The following is a 26,275-nucleotide window of genomic DNA, read 5'->3' on the forward strand; positions in this document are numbered from 1 at the left end:
GCTCCGTCCTCTGTGTGGGTGGGGCGGTTGGTGGGATTAGCGGTTGCTGTTGCTGTGCTTCCGTGACAGCGCAACACTGGGAGCAATAGCAAGACAATAAGCCTAGATGGCTAGCCCACTATGGCCGCTTGTCTTAAGGAAAAGTCCTGCTTTGGTATGAGTTCATACCATTTGGCTCGGTTAAATAGCTGTAAAACTAGCGCCTTCCTTTCTTTTGTTAAGTAGTCCCCTGTTTTGGAACAACAGGGGACAAGCGTTCGATAACATTGGCACCGTCATTGAGATGATCACAGCAATAGTTAGGGCCCAGAGGTAGTGGGGACTTTGTCCAATATTCTATGGGCAGAGACTGACAAAGCTGGATTGCAAACATTACTGAACTCAAAAATGTAAAAGGAAGAACGTTGAAAACTAATTTTTATTCTCTACTGGCAGCTTGTGCCTTATGCAGCACTTTGGCGCCGATTCAAGCTGAAGAGCAACCTATTGATAACGTAATCGCCAGCACCTTTAGCGACAATAATGCTGATGGCGTTTTCGAATCCTCATCGAATAGCGGATATTTATATGCACACTGGCGGAATGTTAATTATCTGAATCAAAGATATACAAAGCGTGTCGCTGTAGAAGTTGACTTAAGCGATTACCTAATGGCGGATCGAATCGAACAGGCATGGCTGCAATTCGAACTGGTGGGTACAAGTAATACACCAGAATTGGAGTTTCGTGGTTATGTTGGTGACGGGGTGTTGGAGTTATCCGATGCCGCTGCGGGCGAGCAACTACTAGCCACTAAAACCATTGATTCACTTCGTGCTGTGAAAGTAGATATCAGTGAATACGCAAGGCAACTTCAAGCACAAGGTCAGCGCTATTTGGGCATTAATATCCGCACCACCAGTGAGGGGAAGACGCATAATACATTTGATGATGAAGTTATTTTTCGAGGGCCGCAAATGAGTGATGGACTACAGGTGGTCGTTGATAATACAGCTGCAGCGCCATACACACCTGCGAATGTTCTTCATCAGCATAACTTCGGCTGGGGTGTTGAGAAATATCCGAACTTTGCGTTTGAAAGCAGTCGTGGTGGGCGAGTGCGGGTGGTCGATGATCGCCTACGTATGGATCAAACCAACTATTTTTCTACACCAACATTAAATCAGCTGGACTGGAGTGTGAATCTAAAGCACGCCGACAATGTCACTTTAAGCTTTTTTCAGACAGAGTCAGCTGATGAAGCTGATGAGCTAGACACCCGCTTTGTTACCTCTATGCAGGGTGATGGCGTCAGTCTCAGCCACAATGGCGTCGATTGGTACCCTGTCATCAGTGCAGAGCAATTGGATCTGGGAGCGAATGGCGGTCACGTTAGTATTAACCTTGACGAGCAAGTTGCTCGAATCGAAGCCAACCACGATTCAACTTTTCAATATAACGAACAGTTTAAAATACGCTTTCAGCAGTTCGGCCGTAGCCGTTATCCGTACGATGGCCGTGACTGGGGCGATTTACTCATTACCGGTGACTATCAAGGTGAAGACAGCGATGTGAGTCTACAGCTGCAATCACCTAGTGCTGTTATTTCGGGTACTGAAAGCAAATTGAGTTTTGTCATCTCGAATATAGGGGCTGTGCAGGCGTTGGGCGTGCATACAGAGCTGCAGCTAGCAAACAGTATTTATGACATTTCATTGCCCGCAGGGTGTGAGCGTAACGGTGAGCTACTGACCTGCTTTATTGGCAACTTGGCAGCAGGGGAGCAGCGTCAGCTGGAAGTGGTGGTTAAGCCTGCTCGTGCTGGTCAATGGGATATACGTAGCTTGGTGCGTATGGCTAATACAGATGTTGATATAAGTAACAACACCGATCTGCGTGTATTAACTGTGAACGAATGACCGCGGTGCTTAGCCCACTTATCCGTTGCTGAGGTCAAACCTGTACTGCACATGCAGTACAGGTTTGACACTGCTTGACCAATGCACCACTGGGCCCCCTTGTTTTGCTGCGACGATGGCCCCATCTACCCAATATGACTCGTTAACAGGAGCAGAATGTGCCCCTTATTATCCTTTTTGCTGTGATCTCTCTGGTTGAAATCTATGTCTTGATTCAAGTCGGCGGGATCATTGGTGGCTTAGCGACCGTGGCTTTGGTGGTGCTGACTGCCATGGTGGGTGTGACCTTATTAAGAGCCCAGGGCCTGGCGACCTTGATGCGTGCTCGCACCAAGCTGGAACAGGGCAGCCTGCCAGCCAAAGAGCTGGCAGAAGGCTTTTTATTGGCACTGGCGGGTGCCATGTTGCTAACACCTGGTTTCGTGACCGACAGCTTGGGGTTTGCTCTACTGGTGCCTGGCGTGCGCCGGGCTCTGCTGGGTAAAGTTATGGCGCTGTTGAAGCCCAATATGGTGATGGGTGCTGGCAACGTCTATGACGGTGAGTCACGGCGCCCTGGGCCGTCGCCTTCTGGCTCTGGGCGGGTGATTGAAGGTGACTACATTCGTCGAGATCAAGACTAGCGCCAGCGCTATTTGCGCAGGCATTAGAAAAAAATTTCATGCGGGGTGTTGAAATCTGTTTTGCCACCCTTATTAAGCAAAACACGGCATCCGGTGGTGTGAACGCCACAGCCGACAACACAACACTGGTTCAAACATTGGAGAAGACTTCAAATGAAAATCCGTCCTTTACACGATCGCGTCGTTGTTCGTCGCAAGGAAGAAGAGCAAACCACCGCAGGTGGCATCGTGCTGCCGGGCTCTGTGGCTGAGAAGCCTAACCAGGGTGTGGTTGTTGCCGTTGGTACTGGTCGAGTTCTGGATAACGGTGAGAGCCGCGCGGTAGATGTCAAAGAAGGCGACGTTGTCGTATTTGGCAAATATTCTGGCTCAAATACCATCGAAGTAGATGGCGAAGAGCTGCTGATTCTGAACGAAAGCGAAATTTATGGTGTGCTGGAATCCTGATCCATCCAGCTAAGTGACATCGAAACCTAAATACAGTTAAGGAAAAAATCATGGCAGCTAAAGAAGTAAAATTCGGTAACGAAGGCCGCAAGGCAATGTTGGAAGGCGTTAACGTCCTGGCCAACGCCGTTAAGGTAACCCTGGGTCCTAAAGGCCGTAACGTGGTACTGGAAAAGTCTTTCGGTGCGCCAACCATCACTAAAGACGGTGTATCGGTAGCGAAAGAAATCGAACTGGAAGACAAGTTCCAGAACATGGGCGCCCAGATGGTTAAAGAAGTGGCGTCTCAGGCAAACGATCAAGCGGGCGACGGTACCACTACCGCTACCGTACTGGCTCAAGCCATCGTTAACGAAGGCCTGAAAGCGGTTGCAGCGGGCATGAACCCAATGGACCTGAAGCGCGGCATCGACAAAGCGACTGCGGCTGTGGTTGAGCAGTTGAAGTCACAAGCACAACCATGTGCCGACAGCAAAGCTATTGCTCAGGTAGGTACCATCTCTGCAAACTCTGACGAAACCGTTGGTCAGATCATCGCTGAAGCGATGGAAAAAGTGGGCAAAGAAGGTGTGATCACCGTTGAAGAAGGCAAAGGCCTGAACGACGAGCTGGAAGTGGTTGAAGGTATGCAATTCGACCGTGGTTTCCTGTCACCTTACTTTGTGACCAACCAAGAAAAAATGACTGCAGAGCTGGAAAACCCACTGCTGCTGTTGGTTGACAAAAAAGTAGACAACCTGCAAGAGCTGATTCCAGTACTGGAAAACGTAGCTAAGTCTGGTCGCCCTTTGCTGATCGTTGCTGAAGACGTTGAAGGTCAAGCGCTGGCCACTCTGGTGGTTAACAACCTGCGTGGCACCTTTAAAGTAGCGGCGGTTAAAGCGCCTGGTTTTGGTGATCGTCGTAAAGCCATGCTGCAAGACATCGCAGTGCTGACTGGCGCACAAGTGATCTCTGAAGAAGTAGGCATGTCTTTGGAAACCACTACTCTGGATCACCTGGGTACGGCTAAGAAAGTCGTGATCAGCAAAGAAAACACTGTGATCGTTGACGGTGCTGGTTCTGAAGGCGATGTGAAAGCACGTGTTGAGCAAATCCGTGCTGAAATCGAAGCCTCTACTTCAGACTACGACAAAGAAAAACTGCAAGAGCGTGTTGCCAAGCTGGCAGGCGGTGTTGCTGTGATCAAAGTCGGCGCTGGCTCTGAAGTTGAAATGAAAGAGAAAAAAGACCGCGTAGACGACGCTCTGCACGCAACTCGCGCAGCCGTTGAAGAAGGCGTGGTTGCTGGCGGTGGTGTTGCTCTGGTACGCGCTCTGGCTAACGTCACCGTTGAAGGCGATAACGAAGATCAAAACGTTGGTATCGCTTTGGCACTGCGTGCGATGGAAGCACCGATTCGTCAAATCGCGGCTAACGCTGGTGCAGAAGGTTCAGTGGTTGTCGATAAAGTAAAAGCGGGCGAAGGCGCGTTTGGCTTTAACGCTGCTACCGGTGAATACGGCGACATGATCGAGCTGGGTATTCTGGACCCTGCAAAAGTGACTCGCTCGTCGCTGCAAGCGGCCGCTTCTGTTGCTGGTCTGATGATCACCACTGAAGCCATGGTGGCTGAAGTGCCAAAAGAAGACGCTCCTGCAATGCCTGATATGGGCGGCATGGGTGGCATGGGTGGTATGGGCGGCATGATGTAAGCTGCTCGCTCTATGCGAATAAAAACCGGCCTTTATGGCCGGTTTTTTTATGCCTGTTGATTTACCACCACTGGCGACTCTCGCGCAGAACGGAAACCGCCAATGATTGGCTTGTGGGGCTGTTCTTATAACTGTAATGTCATTGTAAGTCGTTGTTTTATTTGCAGTTTCTTTAGATTTTACTTCTCCTTGTTGCTTTAAGCTGCGTGCTCAATTGATAAGGAGGTTTGTATGGACACTAAACAACGACTATTGCCGGTTATTTTTGCAGTTATGGCTGTTGGTTGTGGCGGAGATAATCATTCTTCAAAACAACCAGATAAGGGCGTTGGCGATGATCCTTTTATTCGAGCCAATAAAAATGAAGAGGTAGCGGCTCAGCTCAGTGCGAAAAGCCCTGTGTTTCAAGCAGGAGATACGGCTATAAGTATTTCCTCATTTGGTTATTGGGATGGGGGCTCTGGCTTCTCTTCCGAGTTTGCCGATTTATCGAAGCAGCAGATAGCAGCCTTGTCTGACTTTAGCTTGCAGGAAAATCCCGGTGACTGCTGGACGGACACACTGGGGCATAGCATTACGGTAACTGCAGCCGATGGTGAGGTAAGGGAATATTATTCGAATAGCTCTGGTGCTTCCTGTAGCGAAGATATTAACCAGTTGGTGAACTTCGACGCCGTACAAAAGCTTTATGAAGAATCCGGCTGTGTTTTTGCGCAAACCAAGGGCAAAGATGCAGACAGCGCGATCGTTGCAACCCTCAATCGTGGCTGCCATCATGGTTATTTTTATGGCCCTGCTTGGTTCAAGCTTGATGTTCCGCAAAGCTCAGAGTTAGTGATTGAGGGCGTTGACTGCAATGACAGTGGTACTTACCTGGATCTCTTTGACCGAGATGGAAAAACACTACTGGCTCAAGGGGAGCGTACCGAAGTATCGGGCTGCAGATCCATTGAGTACCCTATATCCAAGCCAGGAACCTACTATCTGCAAGCGATAGGGTATTTTGGAGATAACTTTTTCAACGCCTACACCAGAGATTGAATCTAAGCCAGCTGTAGCTGATGTCGCCGGCCCTTGTGGCCGGCTTTTTTATGGCTCACCAATGCCTGTTTGACGGGCGTTATGTCTAGAATATACGATTTGCCATATATATGAAATTTGTTATATTTATGGTCGGCAACGGTGGTTGAGCGACTCCCTTTGTTATTCAAAAAGTTTGGTGGGTATTTGGTGCCATAGGTAGTGGGTGAATGGATAGGAGTACAGGATGGCAAGCACGACTAAAGCAGCAGCACTGTTTCCATTAACGTTTTACAAAGCGCTGGCGGATGATACTCGGCTGCAATCCTTGTTGTTGATTGCTGAGCAGGGCGAGCTGTGTGTGTGCGATCTTATGGCAGCACTGCAACAGTCGCAGCCGAAAATTTCTCGCCACTTGGCGCAGCTGCGCAAAAGCGGCATTCTGCAGGATCGCAGACAAGGGCAGTGGGTGTATTACAGCTTGCACCCGCAGCTGCCTGACTGGGCACGGCAGGTGTTAGTGCTGACGGCAAAGCAAAATCCGGATTATGTATCTAGCGCACGGAAAAATTTAACCGCCAACTGTTGCTGAGGCCCGCCATGAAAATCCTTTATATCTGCACCCATAATCGCTGCCGCAGTATTTTGTCTGAGGCTATGACTAATCATGAAGCTCCAGGCGTCATTGAAGCGCGTAGCGCTGGCAGCCAGCCTAGCGGCGAGGTGCACCCGCTATCGCTTAAATATTTACAGCAAGCAGGCATCGACACTGGGGGGCTGCAAAGCCAATCCTGGCACGAGTTTGAAGACTTTGCCCCGGATGTGGTGATTACCGTATGCGATTCTGCCGCCGGTGAGAGTTGCCCGGTGTGGTTTGGCCAAGCCATCAAGCTGCATTGGGGGCTTGAAGATCCGTCAAAGGTTGAAGGCACACCGGCACAGCAAGCGGAGGCGTTTAAACACTGTATAGCGCTTATTCAAGCACGGGTGCAGCGATTAAAAACCATTGCCTGTCTACCACGTGAACAATGGTCACAGGCATTGCGGAATTTAGCAGATACTTAGCCGAGTGATCGCAGTATCTCAACATGCACAAAAATATCTGGTGTCGGAGCCGTTATGCCATCTACAGACGAATTTTTACCCAATATCGACCGCGAGCAGTTTCAAACACCTACCGTGGCAGAATTTAAACGTGAATTTTCAACCCATAAACCACGCATACTGTTGTTATACGGCTCACTGCGTCAGCGCTCTTTTAGCCGCTTGGTTATCGAAGAATGCGCGCGCCTGTTAGAAAAAATGGGGGCCGAGGTACGCATATTTAACCCGCAGGGTTTGCCCTTGCCTGATAGCACCGATGAGCAGCATGAAAAGGTGCAAGAATTGCGCGACTTGGTTGTGTGGTCTGAGGGTCAGGTCTGGTGTTCGCCCGAGCGCCATGGTGCCATGACTGGCATTATGAAAGCGCAAATTGACTGGATTCCTCTATCTTTGGGTGCGGTACGTCCAACTCAAGGAAAAACCTTGGCCGTGATGCAGGTAGAAGGCGGTTCGCAATCCTTTAATGTGGTCAATCAACTGCGTGTATTGGGTCGCTGGATGCGTATGATCACCATCCCTAATCAATCGTCAGTTGCCAAAGCCTTTTTGGAATTTGACGATAATAACCGCATGAAGCCATCTGGCTACTACAACCGCATTGTGGATGTGATGGAAGAGCTGATGAAGTTCACTCTGTTGACGCGCGATAACAGTGATTATTTAGTCGATCGTTACTCGGAGCGAGTAGAGTCGGCAGAGCAGCTGATGCAGCGCGTTAACCAACGTTCAATGTAGGAGTCATATGATGGGGTTATTTGAACGTTATTTGTCTGTATGGGTAGCACTTGGCATTGTCACTGGCGTTTTGCTAGGCAACTGGATACCAGGCGTATTCAGTCAAATCGCCATGCTGGAATATGCTCACGTTAATCTGGTGGTGGCGGTATTAATCTGGTTGATGATCTATCCCATGATGATTCAGGTGGATTTTTCTTCCATCAAAGACGTCGGTAAAAAGCCCAAAGGTCTGCTGCTGACCTTAACCATTAACTGGTTGATTAAGCCCTTCACCATGGCCTTATTAGGCTGGCTGTTTTTCCGTGTATTGTTTGCCGATTGGGTCGATGCACAAACCGCGGGTGAATACATCGCTGGTATGATTTTGCTAGGGGTGGCGCCATGCACGGCCATGGTGTTTGTTTGGAGTCAGCTGACTAAGGGCGATGCAAACTATACCCTGGTGCAAGTATCTATCAACGACATCATTTTGGTGTTTGCCTTTGCGCCCATTACCGCGTTTCTGCTCGGTATCAGCGATATACAGGTGCCCTGGCAAACTTTGCTATTGTCTGTTGTGTTGTATGTAGTGCTGCCATTGGTGGCAGGTGTGTTCACTCGTAAAATATTGGATAAAAGCAACGACCATAGTCGTTTAAATCAATTTGTTGCCACCTTAAAGCCCTGGTCCATTATCGGTTTATTGGCAACGGTTGTGCTGCTGTTTGGGTTTCAGGCACAAACCATCCTTGAGCAACCCATGGTCATTGGCATGATCGCCATTCCGCTACTGATTCAAACCTATGGCATATTTGCTATTGCTTATGTGGCTGCCAAGCGTTTAAAGCTAAGCCACAATATTGCCGCGCCAGCATGCATGATAGGAACTTCTAATTTCTTCGAGCTGGCCGTAGCTGTTGCTATTTCTTTATTTGGTCTACATTCAGGTGCTGCTCTGGCAACTGTGGTGGGGGTGCTGGTCGAAGTGCCTGTGATGTTGTCATTGGTATGGTTTGCGAATCGTACTCGGCATTGGTTTGAATAAACGAACAGATTTTCATTTGAAAATCTGTTCGTATTTAAATTATGAGTTGTTAGCAGATGGTTCCGAGTGGAACCGTCTTCCTCCAACCCATGTTTCTAACACAGGAATATCACGAATCTTGGTATCATCCTTGATAGAAAGTGGATCTTCGGCAAGTATGATATAGTCAGCCAGTTTTCCGGGCTCTAAAGAGCCTAGCCATTGCTCGGTATGGCACTGCCAAGCCGCATCATATGTTATAGCGCGCAGCCCTTGCTCTTTGCTGATACGTTCATCCTTGCTCAATACTGATTTTTCCGGTGATTTTTCCATGATGCGAGTGACTGCTTGCTCCATCATTCGCAGCGGTCCAATTGGACTAACAGAAAGATCGCTGTGAAGAGTGATACGGGCATTCAGTTCAAGCATGGTGTTACAACGATCTAGCAGTTGTGATTTTTCCTTAAATATCACCTGATCAAATGCATAGCCCCAATAGCCAACATGACCAATCAAAAAACTGGGTGATATTCCTAGTTTCTGCATGCGCTTAGCGCTGTTATCACTTAAAAGGGAGCAGTGTTCAATACGGTGTCGAGATGTTAGCCCTGATTCATCGCCTAATGCCTCTTCGTATACATCGAGGGCAAGGTCGACGGCTTCATTGCCGTTGGCATGGATGAGTAAAGGCCATCCTTTTTTAATGATATCGTCGACCATTTTTTGGTAGTTAAGCGCACTTTCGTCCGAAGCTGTGCAAGCAGGTGGGTTGCAGAAGTTGAAAATACCGTAGTTGTTATCTGGTTCACAGCAATAGGGCTCGCTTTGATAGCCAGTTAGCCCCTGATTTGAACCATCCGATACTAATTTGGTAGCAACAACGAAAGGCTGGTAAAGATCCAATTCTGTGAGCGACTTGTGGTGTTTAAGATTGTCAGTGTCAGCAGTATTCTCACATAATAGGGCATAGCCAACACGTATATTCTGCGGCATGACCGCTTGATACGCCTCAAGCTCCTCCTTCATTTTAGGACGCATTCCAGCCTCAAACATCATGGTGACACCACGTTCGTTGGCAGTTTTGAAGATCTTATATATGTTTTCAGGTAAGTTGGTTGTTATATCGGCTCTCTGTGACTCCGGTATTGCAGTGAACCCTAGCGTCATTTGCTCAAGTTCTTGCAGGGCACCCTGCTGGCGTATTTTTTCAATAAATGAAGATTTCTCGTCATTTTTCATGCCTTCGGTTATAGCATTTAAAGAAACACTATTGATATACGCCGTGTGCATGGAAGCAGATATCCAATACACACCTCTGTCGGGAAAAGCATCGTCAAGTTTGTCAATGGTGATGGTATCGAGCTGCCCATCCCTAAATGGCATTAAGGCTGGGTCCACTCCGGTTCCTAGTATCCAATCGTCGGTGCTAAGTTTGACTAGATTCTTCTTGGCTTCCGAGATAATACTTTCGGGGCAATAATTATCTTTAAGATGCTGTCCTTGATACGGCCCCAAGTCTGGCCAGCTCATTGTCATTGCTGTAGGGATGATATGAACATGGGGTTCGATCAATCCCGGAAGTAAGGTGTGTTCGTTGGGCAGAGAAATGTGATCGTCGGGTCTTAGCCCCAGTGCCTTCATCTTACTGGCAACGTCATGTTGGCTACCTACAGCGACTACTTTACCGTCTGCAAATCCAATCGCTTCAACAGTACCTGTCATGCCGCCTGTCATTGGGCGAATGGTTCCACCTGAGTACATGATAAGTTTTTGTCGTTCCGGTGGTTGCAAGTTTGGATTATCGTTAGTGAAACGGTTGAGTGCGCTGCTAGAGGATGCTCTATTAGCTGAGTTTTCCAAGCTCTTCCATAAGGGGTTGTGGCATGCGCACTGAGAGCAGTGATGGCTGTGTTTCATAGTTCTTCCCTAAACTAATTGGTCAGTACTACTTAAAGTCACTCAATTTCTCGTGTCAATTCTAAAGGTTACGCTGTGTTACATCCCTCCTTTGGGGGTTGCTCGAAACTGCGTTCAGGCACATAGCGATAAGACAAAGAAGGGGTTTGAGCACCTTTTAGTAATAAGCTCTTTAATAATCAGGTAGTTAGGTCTGCTCTTATCTAGTTCGCTGCCGCATACGCAGCCAATATTAATGTCCTTATTTTTAAAATCGGTTTTGCGCCTAACCCCCTGCGCCTGCAGGCCGCCGCAACGAACAATGACTGCGCCCGTCGGGGCTGCCTGGACGGCAGCGCCAGCAAAAGGCCGACAGGGACGTTGGCTTTTTGCGTGGCGGTCAGCGCAGTCTTGTGAGTAAGGGATTTAAGGCCTGTACAGCGCAAGGCGGGGAGTTCGCCAGCCCGGCGTGAGGGGTAAGTCCCCTCAAGGAGGGCAAAGGGAATTGCCGCAGCTCAAAAAAGTAACCCAGCAACATTGCTAGGACATGAGGTTCGCTGCCGCATACGCAGCCAATATTAATGTCCTTATTTTTAAAATCGCTTTTGCGCCTAATCCCCCAGCGCCTGCAGCCCGCCGCAGTAAACCGATCAAATTACTCAAGCTCATTATATTGTGGTAGCTCGTCGGTGATGGTGAACCAAGGAGCTTTGTTAGCTACAAATACATGACGTTCGGCTGTTACACCAGGATCGGTATCTAACGTTCCTAAGGGAAAACCTAACACATCGGGTTGATTGTCAAAGCGGGTAACAAGGCTAGAACCACAATGTTGACAAAAACCTTTATGCTCACCTGGTGATGATTCATAGAATCGAATGCAGTGCTGCCCTGCGACTATGGTCAAGTCGTTGCTATTAATCTTTGCGCGAGTGCGAAACGCTGAGGCGTGCAGTTTACGGCACATGCTGCAATGGCAGTTCAATACATCACTGAGCTCTCCGTGTATTTCATAACGCACTTGCTGACATAAACAACTTCCGCGATGGGTCATGTTCATTCCTTTTTACTGGTGTAATCAGTTAAATCCTAAAATTCGATGGCTGAACAATTCAGGTTAGTACGAGTGTGACACTATGTTTCATAGTGATTTCAGCTCAAAGCCTTCATCCAGCCAGCCCATAATTCCACCAATCATTTTTTTCACCGGTCGCCCGAGTTGCGCTAAACGGATGGCGGCTTTTTCGGTGGCGTTGCAATGAGGACCAGCGCAATACACCACAAATAAGGTGTCGTCGCTAAAGCCCTCAAGGCTGTCTGAATTAATGCGGCTGTAGGGCAGGTGCATAGCCCCTGCGATATGACCCTGCTGAAACTGTGCCTCGCCGCGCACATCAAGCAATACAAAATCCATGCGTTGGTTACTGATGGCATGGTGCACATCCCAGCAATCGGTCTCAAAGGTGAGTAGGCGTTCAAAGTGGGCCAATGCTTGTTGGCTTTGGGCGGCGGGAATGCGGGATACGGCGCTGCTCATGCGAGACTCCTAGTGGATGAAAACCCCGTCAGTATGGCGTTGATCCTTATTCACCACTATTGGCTTAAAAGACATGATTCGTTAAAATCCAGCCAAATGTTGTTCGGATGTTCGATATGAAAACTGTTGCAGTACTGACTTATAACGGTGCTGCTTTGTTTGAGCTGGGCTGTGCCGTAGAGCTGTTTGGCCTGCCGAGGCCGGAATTTGATCATTGGTACCAATGCCAGGTGGTAACTTTCGAGAAAGGCCCATTAGTATCAACGGCCGGGGTTGGATTGAGTGCCACTGTGGTCGATAGCCTGCATGGGTTTGATACCCTGGTGATACCCAGCTGGCCGACCCAAGGGGCTGATATTGCGCCAGCGCTAGCCAGTGCGATTCAATCCTTTTATAAAAATAAACAGCGCATCTTATCGTTTTGCTCGGGCTCATTTTTATTGGCGCAGCTCGGTCTTTTGGATGGTAAGCAGGCCACCACTCATTGGCGCTATGCCCAAGCGTTTAAAATGCGATTCCCCCTGGTACAGTTTGTCGATAATGTGCTGTATCTGCTACAGGGAAATCTGGGCTGTTCGGCCGGCAGTGCTGCGGCACTGGATTTGGGCATTGAAGTAATACGGCAGGATTTTGGCAGTGATGTCGCGAATGCGGTGGCGCGACGATTGGTCTTGTCGGCCCATCGCCAAGGCGGCCAATCACAGTTTGCCGATGCGCCTGTGATGCAGGTGAATAGCCAGTTTTCCGCTGCGCTGGATTGGGCAACGCAGCATTTATCTGACTCTATTGATATTGACCAACTGGCAAATAAAGCCAACATGTCGCGCCGTACCTTTGACCGAAAATTTCGCGCCAATTTTAATTTATCGCCGAAGGCTTGGTTAACGGAGCAGCGGATACAACTGGCGAAGAGTTTATTAGAGCAGGCCCAGGGCAGTGTTGACGAGGTGGCGCTAAAAGCAGGCTTTGATCATGCTGGCACTTTGAGGCATCACTTTAGAAAAGCCTTAGGAGTGTCGCCGACTCACTATCGACAGCAGTTTTTACGCAGCAAATAGCTGCATTGCTCAGAACCACTGTCATTGTGTTTCTAACGGTGCCTCTGTGCCAACCGAGCAGTAATCGCTACTATAACCGCCTTGCTGCTGTTGCTGGCAGCCCATTATTGACGCGTCAGGCGCTGGCCTGTAAGGATTGTTATGACGGTTAATCTTAGCGATTGTGTTTGGGTCGATCATCGGTTTGAGCTGCCGGTGAATCATCATCAGCCCGATGGTCGTACTATCAGTGTGTTTGCTCGTGAACTGCGTGCCCACGGGCGTGAGGCAGAAAGCTTACCTTGGCTGGTGTATTTGCAAGGCGGGCCGGGTTTTCCTGCACCAAGGCCAACGGCCTTAACGGGCTGGATGAAACGAGCCGCCAAGCAGTTTCGCATTTTATTGTTAGATCAGCGCGGTACCGGCCAAAGTACGCCGCAAACTCATCAAACCCTGGCGCATTTAACGGCCGAGCAACAGGCGGAGTACCTGCAGTATTTTCGTGCCGATCAAATTATCGCCGATGCCGAGGCCATTCGTCAGCAATTGGGCATCGAGCGTTGGTCGCTGTTGGGGCAAAGCTTTGGTGGTTTTTGTGCGCTGAGCTATTTGTCGTTTTACCCCGACAGCTTAAAGCAGGTGTACATTACCGGTGGCATACCGCCCATTCATCGCAGCATTGAAGAGGTCTACCAAGCGACCTTTGCCTGTACGGCGGAAAAAAACCAGCGTTTATGGCAGCGCTTTGCAGGCTTAGCCAACAAAACCGATCAGCTGGCCGAGCTGCTGCGTGGCCAGGTAGTGTTAATGCCCAATGGTCAGCAACTGACGCCTGAGCAAATTCAAGCCTTGGGTATTGATTTAGGACGCAGTGGCGGCGCGGAAAGTATTTATCATTTGCTCGATAACGCTGTCATCGAGGTGCCAGAGCAAGGCTTGCAGGTTCGTTATGAATTTTTGCAAGACATGCTGGCGCAGCAAGGTTTTTTAACCAACCCAATTTATGCTTTGCTGCATGAGTCGATTTATTGCGAAGGTCATGCATCTCGCTGGGCGGCCCAGCGAGTATGGCAGCAGTTGCCCGAATTTGGCGCTGAGCAAAGCCGGTTACAGTTGGTTGGCGAAATGGTATTCCCATGGATGTTTGAGCAATTGCAGACGTTAAAGCCGTTGCAGGGCGCCGCTCACAATTTGGCAGAAAAATCCGACTGGCCTGCCTTGTATGATCGTCAGCAATTGGCGCATAACACAGTGCCAGTGGCGGCGGCTATGTACACCCAGGATATGTTTGTTGAATACGATTTTAGCCGCGAGACTCTGAGCAAAATGGCCAATGCCCGTGCCTGGGAAACAAATGAATACGAGCATAATGGCATAGGTGTTGATGGCGAGCGCATTCTCGATAAACTCATTGCTATGGCAGATGATATTGAACGTTGCGGCAGTCGTTAATGTGCATTGAGTAAATGAATCAATGCGACTGTTGTAATCAAGTAGCCAGGTAACAGCGTATTTTGCTATTGCCCGGCTGCTATATCAGCCACAATAACATCAGCCGACACTGCAGAAATATGCCTGGTTAAGCGGTTGGTGTTACAGGCTACTATTACTTTTTGTGCCAGCGGTAACGCATCTCTTGCAGTGTTTTATCACCAATAACAATGTCTTTTACAACGCCATCTGGGCTAAAACCTTGCTGCTGATAAAAATGCCGAGCAGGGGTGTTGTCTGTCAATACCCATAAATAGAGGGGCTGATAATTTAGCAAGGTTAAAGCATCGGCTATGTGGTGCAGCAGCTGCTGGCCATAACCTCGGCGCCAATACTGTGGCTCTATATACAGAGCGTAGATTTCTCCAGCATCGTTGCTGCTGTCGTCTCGATAAGACCCACCGCACACCCAGCCGGCGATCTGTCCGGCGCTTTCCAATACACAAGTGATGGCTTTGCCGTTGGTTAAGGTATGCTGCCATTGCTGTTGGCGTTGCTCGATAGAAAGGGATTGCAAATAGCTGTCTGGCACTATGCCCGCATAGGCCGTTTGCCAACTGGCGACGTGAATGTTGGCAATGGCATAGGCATCTTGTGCGGTGGCGTGGCGTATCACAGGTTGTCCTTAACTAAAGAGCCACCAAGGAGCTAGGTGACTTGATGGCCAGGGATAAATGAGAGGTCAGCTAGCTTCGGTATGTGCTGCGCCTTAGGCTAGGGTAAAAGCAGCATGTATTGATTGACGCCAGCAAAAGGGCAAGACGATGATAACAAGATTTGTATTGTGTGCTCTCTGTTTATTGCTGCAGTCTTGTGGTGGTTCTGGCGGCTCCAGCAGCAAAGATAAGGACACACTGCCTAGCGATGATGTCGCTGATTTTGCCGTCTCCAGTAGTGGCGTGAATGCTGACGGGCAGTTGGATCAGCAATACAGCTGTGACGGCGAGGGCATATCTTTTCCTGTCAGTTGGCAGCAGTTGCCCGAGCAAAGCCAGGCGCTGGCACTCATTATGACCGATGTGAGTAGCGGTGTTGCGCACTGGTTGCTGTACGATATTCCAGTCAGCAGCTCACAGTTGCTGGCTGCTACGATGGATTCGGGAAGCCTTGGCTTAAACGCAGAAGGTAGCCAAAGCTATTTGCCACCTTGCTCAACTGGCACGCAACAGAACTATCGACTAAACCTGTACGCGTTATCGACAGCCACGGGTTTGTCAACCGGGGCTGAGATCAGCACAGTGCAAACGGCCATTAGCAGTCGTATTCTGGCAACGGCCGAACTGAACTTGAGCTATTTGGCCAGTAGCAGCCCAGCGAGCAGTGTGTGTGAGCAAAAATCGGCGGCCTTTGCTGGTTATAGTGATTTAGTCTCGACACAATGCGATGAGAGCTATCTATATGTGACCAGCGCAACAGGATTGCCTGAGCAAAATCCAACCGATAGTCGCAACCAAATGATGGTGGGCATCAGTGCCTGGATTAATCGGGTACCCATTCCTTATGGTTTTAACTGGAAAATTCCGTTGGCACCTGAATTTTACAGCGATACCTGGCAGTCAGCGTCTGCCCGTGGTCCGATTGCATTTGCTGTCAATGGTGTGCCCATTTTTCACTACGATAAACGTCCTGATGTCGATACCGATCCGCGTGTTTATGACTATCGCCAAGAAAACGATACCGTGTTATTGGGCGAGTTGGATCAGTGTGGTGGCCATGCCGGTCAGGGCGATGATTACCACTACCATTATGCGCCGGTGTGTTTGTTGGATAAACATGATTTAAACCAGCCCATTGCCTTTGGCTTAGATGGCATACCTGTGTATTTTGGCACCGGTGGTAGCGATTATTACGGCAGCGGCCGTTTTAACGATATTAATAATTTGCCAGCCAATAACAATTTAGACGACTGCAATGCCCAAGCAGGCGTTGATGGCAGCTTTGTCTATTACACCACAGCGACGGTTCCGTATGTGCTGGGATGCCATCGGGCAGCGGTCGATGATAGTTTGAATATGAATGTCCCCTCACTGCAGGGCCGAAGTTTTGGCGACGTGCAACCGAATGGCGAGCTGGCCGGAGAGCCGTTAATGACAGTGATCAACAGCCTAAGTCAAGAAGGCGATGGCTGGCACACGCTAACTTACGGTAACGGCGCTAGAAGCGTTAAGTACAAAACGTCGGCGACAGGCAATGACTGTTGGGATTTTCAATGGTCAGATGCTGCTGACGATATCTTCACTTATTGCCGTTAATGCATATGAATACTCTGCGGTTTTGCTATTTTCTACTGTGCTTATTGGGCTTTTCTGTTGGCTTGCAGGCTCACCCTATGGCGCTGAGCAATGCCCATGTGCATTGGTACGATGGCCATTATTCGATTCAGTTTCGTGGTGATTGGTTGGCCTTTGTGGCGGCCGGGCAGCCTGACTTGAGTTTGGATTCAATCAGTGACGATCAACTTATGCAAACCATTAATGGCGCCCAACAGCGGTTTCTTGAACAGTTTTTATTGTTGCATGGGAAAACGAGGCTTAAGCCTAACTCGGTACATTTTCCATCCATCAATGAGGTTCGACAAAAACTACGTTTGCAAAGGGCGCAGATATTATTGGGAGGTTCCCTTCATGAAGTGGGATCAGATAATAGTGTGCAGGCGAGGTTTTTAGCCATTCAGATCGAAGGACATGCCCCTGTGAATGCCAGTGCGCTTGAACTGCAGTTTCCTGCGGGTTTTGGGCCGGTATTAGTTAGGGTTTCAAGGCCTGTTACGCAACTGCAGCCAGTGGGTAAAAAAATAACTGTGAACTTTTAATCCCACGATAATAGGTTTATGCCCACAAGGCATTGGCGGGCAGAGGTTAAAGTGTGCCCATACATGTGGTCCTTGCTAATGGAAAATGGCATGAGGCTACCTGGTGAGTTTAGCAATACACACTGGTATCTACTTTATGTTCGACATCTCTGCTTACGACTATCCAGGCATTGATCATGCTTACCAGGGTAAAACGTGTCGGTATGGATAATGACCCTTCTGGATGGTGTTAGGGCGATTGGCGTTAAGCTGACAAAGTGAGGCTGGTTAGCGAGCCATTGTTAGCGGTCGATTTTAATTTTTTCTAAAAGGTCATTTAACGAATATCTGTTCGATCAGGGTGGGCTGTAGAGCACACTTATTTTTTATAACTTTCAGGCATAGCTATGATGCCTGAAAACAGCAGACTGACGTGCTATGAGGCTTGCCTTTACTGGGCTAGCGTGAAATAACAGGCGGCAGAATAACCATAGAAAAGTAAGGCAGGGTAATCATGTTTATCAGTGTTCTGGAGCTGTTTAAGCCAGGCATTGGGCCATCGAGTTCACACACTATGGGGCCAATGCTGGCTGCCAGTCGTTTTTTGGCCGAAATGCCACTGCCAGATCAGGCCAGTCGGGTACGCTGTGTGCTCAAGGGCTCGTTGGCACTGACGGGCCATGGCCATGCCAGTGATCGTGCAGTGATTTTAGGTTTGCATGGTCATACGCCAGAGCGCATGGCACTGGCCGACGTTGAAGAAGAATTGGCCAAGGTGATGCCTCTTCGACAGATTCAGGTAGAACAAAGGACGCTCGATTTTAACCCAGAGCAGGATGTGATTTTTGATATGCAAGATACCTTGCCAGAGCATCCTAATGGCATGGTGTTTGAGTTGTTAGATAGTGATGGTAACTGTCTTGCCAGCCGTCGTTATTTCTCCATTGGTGGTGGTTTTATTAACGATGAAGAAGAAATGACCGGCTTAGTCGCGCCGCTCACCTTATTGTCAGACAGCACCTACCCATACCCTTTTGAAGGGGCTGCTTGCATGATGCGCATGGCAGGCGAAAGCGGCTTAAGCATTGCGCAGATGAAGCGCAAAAACGAGCATTTGCACCGCTCGGCTGACGAGTTGCAGCAGGGGTTAGCGCATATCTGGCAGGCAATGAAGACCTGTGTTGAACGAGGCCTCAAGGCCAGTGGTGAACTGCCTGGTGGCCTTAAAGTAAAACGCCGGGCTGCACAGTTGCATCAGCAGCTGTTGGATGATCCGCAGCAAGCGCAATTGCATGAGTGGCTGTGCGCTTATGCCATGGCGGTGAATGAAGAAAATGCCGCTGGTCATGCCGTGGTCACTGCGCCTACCAATGGCGCTGCAGGCGTGATTCCTGCGGTGCTGTATTACGCTTGGCAGCGTCATCAGTTATCGGATGAGCAAATCGAAGACTTCTTATTAACCGCAGGCTCAGTGGGCGGCATTATTAAGCATAAAAGCTCGATCTCTGGCGCCGAGGTTGGCTGTCAGGGCGAAGTAGGCTCAGCCAGCGCCATGGCAGCAGCTGGCTTATGCGCAGTCTTAGGTGGCAGTGCCGAGCAGGTGGAGCATGCAGCAGAAATTGCTCTGGAGCATCATTTAGGCATGACCTGTGACCCGGTCAAAGGGTTGGTGCAGGTGCCCTGTATTGAGCGCAATGGTTTTGGTGCTTTAAAAGCCTATACCGCGGCATCGCTGGCTTTGCGTGACAGCGGTCAGCACATTATGTCGCTGGATAACTGCATTGCTGCGATGAAGCAAACCGGCCTGGAAATGTCGGAAAAATACAAGGAAACCTCGCTTGGTGGCTTGGCGGTCAATTATACTGAGTGCTGATCAAACACAGTGAGTTTTACATGCATATTTGGGTCGATGCCGATGCTTGCCCTGTGGTGGTAAAAGAAATTCTATTTCGAGCCGCTGAACGTACACAAACACCGCTGACGCTGGTGGCCAATCAAGCCATGCGCACGCCGCCATCTAAGGTGATTAACAGCATTCAGGTCAGTCAGGGATTTGATGTGGCCGACAATGAAATTGTTCAGCGTTTGCAAGCGGGTGATTTGGTGATTACTGGCGATATTCCGCTGGCAGCAGAAGTGGTGGCCAAAGGCGGTACGGCGCTCAGCCCTCGAGGTGAATACCATACCGAAGCCAATATTCGGGCACGACTCAATATGCGTGACTTTATGGAGACGCTGCGCAATAGCGGTGTAGAAACCGGCGGCCCGGCAGCATTCAGCCAGGCCGACCGGCAGCAGTTCGCTAACCAGCTGGATCGCTGGTTGGCGAAGAACGCTGCTGGAAATAATTAACCGTCAGCAAGGACGCCACTGCGATGGCGGCCAGCCAGCGATAGCTGTCTGGCATTAGCAGCAGTGCCAATGCCAACAGCAGCAGCCCTGCGCGCATGGGTGTTGCTAGGGGGCTAGCAAAATAGCCCTCAATGGCACAGGCAAAAGCCAGAATGAGGGCGGCTGTTGCTAATAATGCGCTTAGATACTGCAAGGCACTCACGTCCTGAGTCCAGATCAGCGCTGAAAAGGCCATCATGGCTGGAATCAGAAAATACCCTTGAGCCAGTTTAAAAGCCTGTACGGCAGAGCCCATGGGTTTGGCACCGGCAATACCGGCGCCAGCAAAGGCGGCTAAGGCGATGGGCGGTGTGACGTTAGAGGTTTGCGACAACCAAAATACGATCATATGGGCGGCCAGCATACTGATGCCCAGATCCATCATGGCTGGTACCGCCATGACCGACAGCACAATATAAGCGGCCGTAACTGGTAGGCCCATGCCCAAAATAATGGCGGCCACCATGACCAGCAGCAATACCGACCACAACTGTCCGCCGGATAAATCCAATAAAAATTGAGTAAATAATAGCCCGAGCCCGGTTTGCCCCACCACGCCGACGACAATACCGGCCGTGGCACAAGCAACGGAAATAGGCAGTGCCATCAAGGCACCGTCTTTTAACCCTGCGATGATGTGCGCCAGTGTTAAACGCTCATGACCAGAGGTAAAGCCAGCAATCAGCGCGGCAATTAATACTGCAGCACAGCCGGCAATGCCGACCCATACGGGCGAATAACTCAGCATCAGTAAACAGGTAATCAGCAATAATGGCAATAAATAATGCCAGCCTCTGGCCAGTACGGTGGCGATTTTTTCACTGCTGCTCAACCCTTTTAGCCCGAGCTTAACGGCCATTAAATGCACATACAGTAAGGTGCATAGAAAGTACAAAATGGCCGGTGCTATGGATACCAGCAATATGTCGCTGTAGGCAATGCCAGTGAATTGTGCCATTACAAACGCACCTGCCCCCATCACAGGCGGCATTATTTGCCCGCCAGTGGAAGCGGCGGCTTCAATACCGGCTGCCTGCTCTGGGGTATAACCGAGTTTTTTCATCATCGGAATGGTGAGAGACCCTGTGGTCACTGTATTGGCGATGGCGGAGCCAGAAATAGAGCCCAGCGCCGCCGATGCCAGCACTGAGGCTTTGGCCGGGCCGCCGCGATATTTACCGGCGGCGGCAAAGGCTGCGTCAATAAAAAACTGACCAGCGCCTGTGACATTTAAAAATGCACCGAATAATACGAACATAAAGACCACGCCGGCAGCGATGGCCAGTGGCGCACCAAATACACCATTGGTGGAATAAATATGAAAGCGCACCATGTCTTCTACGGCAAAACCTTTGCTGGCGATGGCCGCAGGTAATACATCGCCAAACAGGGCGTAGGCGATAAAGGTGGCCGCCACCAATACCATGATCATACCGACGGTACGGCGGGTGGCTTCCAGCAATAACACCAGTAGCATAATACCGGCGATTAAATCAGCCATGCCCAGACCATCGAGCAGAAAGCTGATGTCGTCATAATCGAAGCGGGCAATGCGTAGAGTGCACCAGCAACACAAGACCATACAGAGCAGGTCGAATACTCTGCCGATCAGATACAGTCCAGTCCGGTGATGAGAGCGGGCGATTAGCGGGTAGGCTAGAAAAACCAATGCCAGCACCCAACCCAGATGCACTGGGCGAAATACCGGCGCTGATAATTGTGCGCTAATGCCCTGCCAAATTTGAAATACAGACAGGGCGATGGCGAGCGCAGTCAGTGGCCATAACAGCCAGCGCGCTGGTGCAGGACTACTCATAAATCGGCCTTATTGTGCATCGGCAATTTCGTTTAAATAACGCAATGCACCGGGGTGCAAAGGGACTCCCTGAAGCTGGCGGGCATTATCAGGGGTAATGTATTTGGCGACATCAATGGCTTTGGTGATCTGGGCCATATTTTCATAGGCGGTTTTGGTCATTTGATAGGCCAGCTGTTCATCTAGGTTGGGGTTAACCACCAACACGTTCCATACCGCAGGAGCGGTAAAGGCGGGTACTTTGTTGTAGGTGTCAGCTGGAGCTTGATAACTCATATAGGCAGGGGCAGCTGCACTGATGGCATCTAGCTCACCTTGGTTAAAGGACAAAATTCGAATGTCACGACTTAATGCCAGTTCGGTAATGGCTCCTACGCCCAAACTGCCAACAATCACGCCTGCATCAATTTGGCCGTTGGCCAGGGCCTCTGTGGTGGCGGTGTAGTTTAGTGATTGGGCACGAATATCGTCTTCTTGTAGACCAAGAATATTTAAGATAGCCAGCGCACTAACGCGGGTGCCAGAGCCGGGCGCTCCTAGTGAAACACGTTTGCCTTTAAGGTCCTGGATGCTGGTGATATCGGACTTTGCCGGTACCATGATTTGGACCACGTTAGGATACAGGGCAAACAACACATTGGCTGGCATTTGCCGTGGAAAGGGTTTTTCACCTAAATGCGCCTTTAGTGCAACATTGCCCATGGCAATGCCGGCCAGTTGCTTGTTGGTGGCGACTTTAATCACGTTCTCTACCGACGCGGCAGTCACTTCTGCACGGGCATTAACTCCATCAATATGTTCACTCCAGATTTTCGCCAGCATGCCGCCTAAAGGATAATAGGTACCACTTTGGCTGCCGGTGCCAATGGCGTAATTGTCATTGGCCAATGCTGGCAATGCCAGTGCGAGCAAGGTGGCACTGAGTAAGCGTTTTAGCACAGTCATGGTGTCTCTCCGTGATGATCGGCCGCTATGTTTCTGTCATAGTGGCGGTGAATGTCGGTCATACTGCGATGCGCAGTGGCAGTTTATCACCGCCTGTGGCGGGCACTGCTCAGGTACAGGCGCAGCAAACAATAATAAAGGAATCAGCATAATGGTATTCGCAAAGCTGCGTAACTTTTGGCTAGGGGTTGGTGTAGTGTCTGGTTTAATGACGCTCGTAGCGCCAGCCAGCCAAGCACAAAGCACCGATCTGGACGCCTTATCGACCACTGCCATGAATCCTAAGCTGCCTAAGGAAGAGCGAATCGCGGCGATTCGAGCACTGTATCCTGAATTGAGCCAAGGCGATGAGCTACCGCAGCGCAGCATTTGTGTATGGGATGTGATGGGGCGAAACGGGCCAGTGTACGCGGCGGCGCAAGATCAGCAGTCTCAACTACTGGCTCTGGGCGTAAAAATTCAACTGCAAGCCTACACCAATGAAAGTGTGCTCACCGACGATTTAAAAGCCGGTCAATGTGACGCGGCATTATTTACCGGTATTCGCGCGCGTGAGTTTAATCGATTTGCTGGCACCATTGATGCGGTTGGCGCCATTCCAGCCAAGCAGCATATGCAAACGTTATTACAGGTACTGGCCAGCCCGAAGATGGCAGGGCGCATGGAGCAGGGCCCTTACGTGGTGATGGGGGTCGCGCCAATGGGCGCTGCTTACGTATTTGTTAATGACCGTGCTATTAGTACCTTGGCAAAGGCATCGGGCAAGCGCATTGCGGTGATGGATTACGACCCAGTACAGGCGGAAATGGTATTGGGGCTGGGCGGAAATCCTGTGCCTACCAGCATCGTCAGCGCCGGCAGTAAATTTAATAATGGTTTTGTGGATGTATTGCCAGCTCCTTTGGTGGCCTATCACGTAATGGAGCTGTATCACGGCCTGGGAAATGACGGTGGCATAGTCGATTACCCCTTTTCACAGCTAACTTTGCAACTGGTCGGCCGAAAAGAGGCTTTTCCGCGAGAAGTAGCACAGCTGGTACGTGAGGATTTTGCTCGTCGCCTGGATGAAATTGAGCAACGTGTGGTACAGCAAACCGGCGATATTCCCAAGGATTTATGGATTGATATTAGCCTGGACGATAAGCAGGAATATCAAACCCTGATGCAACAGGCGCGCATTGAGCTACGTGATCGAGGTTATTACGACGCTGATATGTTGCGTTTGCAGCGCCGGATTCGTTGTAAATATGAGCCGGTTCACCCTGAGTGCAGCGCAAAACTCGAATAATGCAATACACCTCTGGTGCAGTAGACAGTGTGTCATCAATCGGTAAAAGTTTGGCCCTAGGGTAGTGCACCCTAGGGCCTGTTAACACTCTTTAGCTCTTTGCTGCTGGAAGTCAGTTTTTTCTTGAGTGAGGCATGAGGAGCGTGGTTTAACGGGTTAAATAAGCAACGAATAACGCGATTCAGGGAAAAACGGGCTCCAGCCCTTCAGGGTATGGCTGAAAACCCCTTAATCTGTGTTGCTCATCCTTCATTTAACTCGTTAAACACTCTTCTTCGCGCCTTAACTGAGGGGTTTTCAGTTCATAACAGCGTGATCGAAATAGTGTTAACAGGCCCTAGTTTTGCCTTAATGGGCTTTTATTTAACAGGAAGTAGATATGTTGATGACAAAACGCTGGCTGCTGCTCACTTGCAGCCTGTTGGCTGCCTGCGGCAGTGACAATAACTCAAACTCCAGTCGAAACGATGCACAAATCGGTACTCGGCCGTTTTTTCTGGTGAACGATATGGATGAAGGTGAGCTGAAGCAGCGTTTGCAAGCTTGTGAGGATGGCCCCTTTTACCGCACCAATTTTTCCATTGGCCATCGCGGTGCACCGATGCAGTATCCAGAGCACACGCGCGAATCCTATGTTGCTGCAGCAAAAATGGGCGCGGGTATTATCGAGTGTGACGTAACCTTTACCGCAGATAAAGAACTGGTTTGTCGCCATTCACAGTGTGATTTGCATACCACCACCAACATTTTAGCAACGGATCTGGCGGATCAATGCAGTGAGCCTTTTACTCCTGCACAGGGTGAGCAACCGGCCAGTGCCAAATGCTGTACCAGTGATATTACCCTGGCGCAGTTTAAAACCCTGCAAGGCAAGATGGATGCGGCTAATCCGCAGGCGAGCAACGTCGAGGAATATCTCGATGGCACCGCCAACTGGCGTACGGACTTATATGCCAGTCGCGGTACGCTAATGACCCATAAAGAAAGCATCGAGTTGTTTAAGCAGTTAGGTGTTGGCATGACCCCCGAACTGAAAAGTCCCAGTGTGACTATGCCATTTGATGGTTTTAGTCAGCAGGATTACGCGCGCAAAATGCTGCAGGAATATATTGATGCCGACGTGCCTGCCAAGGATGTGTGGATGCAGTCCTTTAATTTGGCCGATGTTAAACAGTGGTTAGCAGAAAATCCACAATTTGGCGCCCAGGCCGTTTTTCTGGATGACCGCTATGACGATGCTGAATTCGATCACACCGATCCGCAAAGCTGGCAGCCCAGTATGCAGCAACTGGCTGCTGATGGCGTAAAAATTCTCGCCCCGCCTATGTGGATGTTGGTTCGAGAAGAGAACGGCCGCATGGTTCCGTCGGTTTATGCTGAGCAAGCCAAAGCGGCAGGCTTGCAGCTGATTACCTGGACGTTAGAACGTTCGGGTCATTTAAATACGGGAGGTGGCTGGTATTATCAAGGCATTAACGATGTTGTTAATAACGATGGCGACCAGCTGCAGTTACTGCATGTGCTGGCGCAGGATGTCGGTGTTATCGGGGTATTCTCGGATTGGGCCGGTACCGCAACCTACTATGCCAGCTGTATGGGCATGGAAGCGCGCTAAATAGTGCCAGAGTGCACCCTGGCAATGGGGTGCACTTGTCTCTCGGCTCTCAGCCAATTTCAAAGGATGTTACGCCGTAGGTCCTAGCAACGGATATATCCGGTGTTTCTCCGCTGTACATACGGGCGGTTTCAAAAGATACCTGCATACCATGGCGCTGAGCTAACGCCATCGCATGCTCATTGATTTCTGGCACATCGAGAAATACTGGCTGCTCAGGACCGATGGTGGCAATCAAAGCCTGAAATAATGTATCGGCACCGTCGGCAGTATCGGCAAATAATGGCCCGATTTTATAACCCGTGTGACAGCGGCGAATAACGCCATAGCCTTGCACAACATTATTATGGACCAGAGCCAAAGCTCGGCTATCTGGCTGCTCGATCCAGGCTTGGGTAAAACTGTGGCGTGTTGCAGGAAAAAAGTCTTGCTCAAAAGTGAGCAATGTATCTAAGGCCAGTTCAGACAGCGGGACTAATTTTTCGGTATCTACGCTTGGGCTATCAAGGTTTGGCTCATCAAGCTGGCGGCCTGCGCCAAGCCCTTGGTAGCGAATATTGCGATAGGCCAGTTTAAAGCCCGAGCGCTGATAATTGTGCTGCTGCTCAGTGACACCATCAAGGCCGATATTGCAGCCCTGCAGGCGCTGCATGGCTGCTTGCCACAATTGTATGCCGTAGCCTTGAGCGCGATAAGGCGGCTGAACCATGTAAAAGCCAATAAAACCAAAGTCATGGCTATAGCGCATCGCAGAAATACAGCCGATCATTTGCTCCTGTAAAAAACCGCCGATAAAGCCACCATTATCGGCTTTGAGGTAGCAGCTCGCATCGTGCAAACCAGGATTCCAGCCTTCAGCTTCGGCCCAGCCAACGGCGGTATTGACCTGCTCTGGTGTCATGGTTTTTATTTGAAGAAGCGTGTTTTCCATAATGTGACCT

General features: G+C 49.8%; 24 protein-coding genes. 17 read left to right on the forward strand and 7 right to left on the reverse strand.

From position 1 onward, the window contains the following. The first annotated feature begins 404 nt into the window (after positions 1–404). The 9 genes from AC55FS_RS07635 to arsB all read left to right on the forward strand — a co-directional run bounded on the left by AC55FS_RS07635 (position 405) and on the right by arsB (position 8,548). Complete coding sequence (locus tag AC55FS_RS07635; RefSeq protein ID WP_496935479.1) at positions 405–1,898, forward strand: hypothetical protein; 1,494 nt, start codon at positions 405–407, stop codon at positions 1,896–1,898. Positions 1,899–2,056: 158 nt separating this feature from the next. Then, complete coding sequence (locus AC55FS_RS07640) at positions 2,057–2,521, forward strand: FxsA family protein (RefSeq protein WP_496935480.1); 465 nt, start codon at positions 2,057–2,059, stop codon at positions 2,519–2,521. Between the two features lie 153 nt (positions 2,522–2,674). Then, a complete protein-coding gene (locus AC55FS_RS07645) occupies positions 2,675–2,968 on the forward strand; it encodes a co-chaperone GroES (RefSeq protein ID WP_496935481.1) in 294 nt (97 codons plus the stop codon). A gap of 50 nt (positions 2,969–3,018) precedes the next feature. Continuing rightward, entirely contained in the window at positions 3,019–4,662 is a 1,644-nt protein-coding gene (gene groL / locus AC55FS_RS07650) for a chaperonin GroEL (RefSeq protein WP_496935482.1), read from the forward strand. A 231-nt stretch (positions 4,663–4,893) separates the two neighbouring features. Next, entirely contained in the window at positions 4,894–5,703 is an 810-nt protein-coding gene (locus AC55FS_RS07655) for a hypothetical protein (RefSeq protein ID WP_496935483.1), read from the forward strand. A gap of 226 nt (positions 5,704–5,929) precedes the next feature. Then, a complete protein-coding gene (locus AC55FS_RS07660; protein WP_496935484.1) occupies positions 5,930–6,274 on the forward strand; it encodes a metalloregulator ArsR/SmtB family transcription factor in 345 nt (114 codons plus the stop codon). An 8-nt stretch (positions 6,275–6,282) separates the two neighbouring features. Then, positions 6,283–6,747, forward strand: coding sequence for an arsenate reductase ArsC (locus AC55FS_RS07665; protein WP_496935485.1), 465 nt, complete (start codon positions 6,283–6,285; stop codon positions 6,745–6,747). A 54-nt stretch (positions 6,748–6,801) separates the two neighbouring features. After that, positions 6,802–7,521 carry an arsenical resistance protein ArsH gene (arsH, locus tag AC55FS_RS07670; protein WP_496935486.1) on the forward strand — a complete coding sequence of 240 codons (720 nt, stop codon included), beginning with the start codon at positions 6,802–6,804 and terminating at the stop codon, positions 7,519–7,521. 10 nt (positions 7,522–7,531) lie between these two features. Further along, a complete protein-coding gene (gene arsB / locus AC55FS_RS07675; RefSeq protein WP_496935958.1) occupies positions 7,532–8,548 on the forward strand; it encodes an ACR3 family arsenite efflux transporter in 1,017 nt (338 codons plus the stop codon). A gap of 39 nt (positions 8,549–8,587) precedes the next feature. Here arsB and AC55FS_RS07680 read toward each other — a convergent pair whose 3' ends face one another. From AC55FS_RS07680 to AC55FS_RS07690, 3 genes are all read right to left on the reverse strand, one after another. Continuing rightward, complete coding sequence (locus AC55FS_RS07680) at positions 8,588–10,444, reverse strand: amidohydrolase (protein WP_496935487.1); 1,857 nt, start codon at positions 10,442–10,444, stop codon at positions 8,588–8,590. Between the two features lie 634 nt (positions 10,445–11,078). Then, a complete protein-coding gene (locus AC55FS_RS07685) occupies positions 11,079–11,477 on the reverse strand; it encodes a GFA family protein (protein ID WP_496935488.1) in 399 nt (132 codons plus the stop codon). A gap of 87 nt (positions 11,478–11,564) precedes the next feature. Continuing rightward, complete coding sequence (locus AC55FS_RS07690; protein WP_496935489.1) at positions 11,565–11,960, reverse strand: rhodanese-like domain-containing protein; 396 nt, start codon at positions 11,958–11,960, stop codon at positions 11,565–11,567. A gap of 116 nt (positions 11,961–12,076) precedes the next feature. Here AC55FS_RS07690 and AC55FS_RS07695 point away from each other — a divergent pair, with 116 nt between their 5' ends. Then, complete coding sequence (locus AC55FS_RS07695; protein ID WP_496935490.1) at positions 12,077–13,018, forward strand: helix-turn-helix domain-containing protein; 942 nt, start codon at positions 12,077–12,079, stop codon at positions 13,016–13,018. Between the two features lie 141 nt (positions 13,019–13,159). Further along, the gene (locus tag AC55FS_RS07700) at positions 13,160–14,449 is read left to right on the forward strand and encodes an alpha/beta fold hydrolase (RefSeq protein ID WP_496935491.1); all 1,290 of its coding nucleotides are present in this window, start codon (positions 13,160–13,162) and stop codon (positions 14,447–14,449) included. Positions 14,450–14,603: 154 nt separating this feature from the next. Here AC55FS_RS07700 and AC55FS_RS07705 read toward each other — a convergent pair whose 3' ends face one another. Then, entirely contained in the window at positions 14,604–15,104 is a 501-nt protein-coding gene (locus tag AC55FS_RS07705) for a GNAT family N-acetyltransferase (protein WP_496935492.1), read from the reverse strand. A 148-nt stretch (positions 15,105–15,252) separates the two neighbouring features. Between AC55FS_RS07705 and AC55FS_RS07710 the strand changes: the two genes are divergently transcribed. The 4 genes from AC55FS_RS07710 to AC55FS_RS07725 all read left to right on the forward strand — a co-directional run bounded on the left by AC55FS_RS07710 (position 15,253) and on the right by AC55FS_RS07725 (position 19,631). Then, the gene (locus AC55FS_RS07710; protein ID WP_496935493.1) at positions 15,253–16,740 is read left to right on the forward strand and encodes a YbhB/YbcL family Raf kinase inhibitor-like protein; all 1,488 of its coding nucleotides are present in this window, start codon (positions 15,253–15,255) and stop codon (positions 16,738–16,740) included. A gap of 5 nt (positions 16,741–16,745) precedes the next feature. After that, complete coding sequence (locus AC55FS_RS07715) at positions 16,746–17,300, forward strand: hypothetical protein (protein ID WP_496935494.1); 555 nt, start codon at positions 16,746–16,748, stop codon at positions 17,298–17,300. A 493-nt stretch (positions 17,301–17,793) separates the two neighbouring features. Further along, the gene (locus AC55FS_RS07720) at positions 17,794–19,152 is read left to right on the forward strand and encodes an L-serine ammonia-lyase (RefSeq protein ID WP_496935495.1); all 1,359 of its coding nucleotides are present in this window, start codon (positions 17,794–17,796) and stop codon (positions 19,150–19,152) included. 20 nt (positions 19,153–19,172) lie between these two features. Beyond that, on the forward strand, positions 19,173–19,631 hold the full coding sequence (locus tag AC55FS_RS07725) for a YaiI/YqxD family protein (protein WP_496935496.1): 459 nt from the start codon (positions 19,173–19,175) through the stop codon (positions 19,629–19,631). On the opposite strand, the gene AC55FS_RS07730 is transcribed toward AC55FS_RS07725, so the two are convergent. Both AC55FS_RS07730 and AC55FS_RS07735 read right to left on the reverse strand, forming a co-directional pair. Next, positions 19,582–21,486 (reverse strand): TRAP transporter permease, encoded by a 1,905-nt coding sequence (locus tag AC55FS_RS07730; protein ID WP_496935497.1) that lies wholly within the window; start codon positions 21,484–21,486, stop codon positions 19,582–19,584. The genes AC55FS_RS07725 and AC55FS_RS07730 overlap by 50 nt on opposite strands. Before the next feature lie 9 nt (positions 21,487–21,495). Continuing rightward, positions 21,496–22,431: a TAXI family TRAP transporter solute-binding subunit gene (locus AC55FS_RS07735; protein ID WP_496935498.1), complete on the reverse strand. Its 936-nt coding sequence runs from the start codon at positions 22,429–22,431 to the stop codon at positions 21,496–21,498. Positions 22,432–22,582: 151 nt separating this feature from the next. Between AC55FS_RS07735 and AC55FS_RS07740 the strand changes: the two genes are divergently transcribed. Next, positions 22,583–23,719 carry a putative solute-binding protein gene (locus AC55FS_RS07740; protein ID WP_496935499.1) on the forward strand — a complete coding sequence of 379 codons (1,137 nt, stop codon included), beginning with the start codon at positions 22,583–22,585 and terminating at the stop codon, positions 23,717–23,719. 379 nt (positions 23,720–24,098) lie between these two features. After that, positions 24,099–25,334 carry a glycerophosphodiester phosphodiesterase family protein gene (locus AC55FS_RS07745; protein WP_496935500.1) on the forward strand — a complete coding sequence of 412 codons (1,236 nt, stop codon included), beginning with the start codon at positions 24,099–24,101 and terminating at the stop codon, positions 25,332–25,334. A 49-nt stretch (positions 25,335–25,383) separates the two neighbouring features. Here the strand turns inward: AC55FS_RS07745 and AC55FS_RS07750 are convergent, their stop codons facing one another. Next, a complete protein-coding gene (locus AC55FS_RS07750; RefSeq protein ID WP_496935501.1) occupies positions 25,384–26,265 on the reverse strand; it encodes a GNAT family N-acetyltransferase in 882 nt (293 codons plus the stop codon). Between the last annotated feature and the right edge of the window lie 10 nt (positions 26,266–26,275).

It is taken from the genome of Bacterioplanes sp. CLAM21, assembly GCF_059641015.1.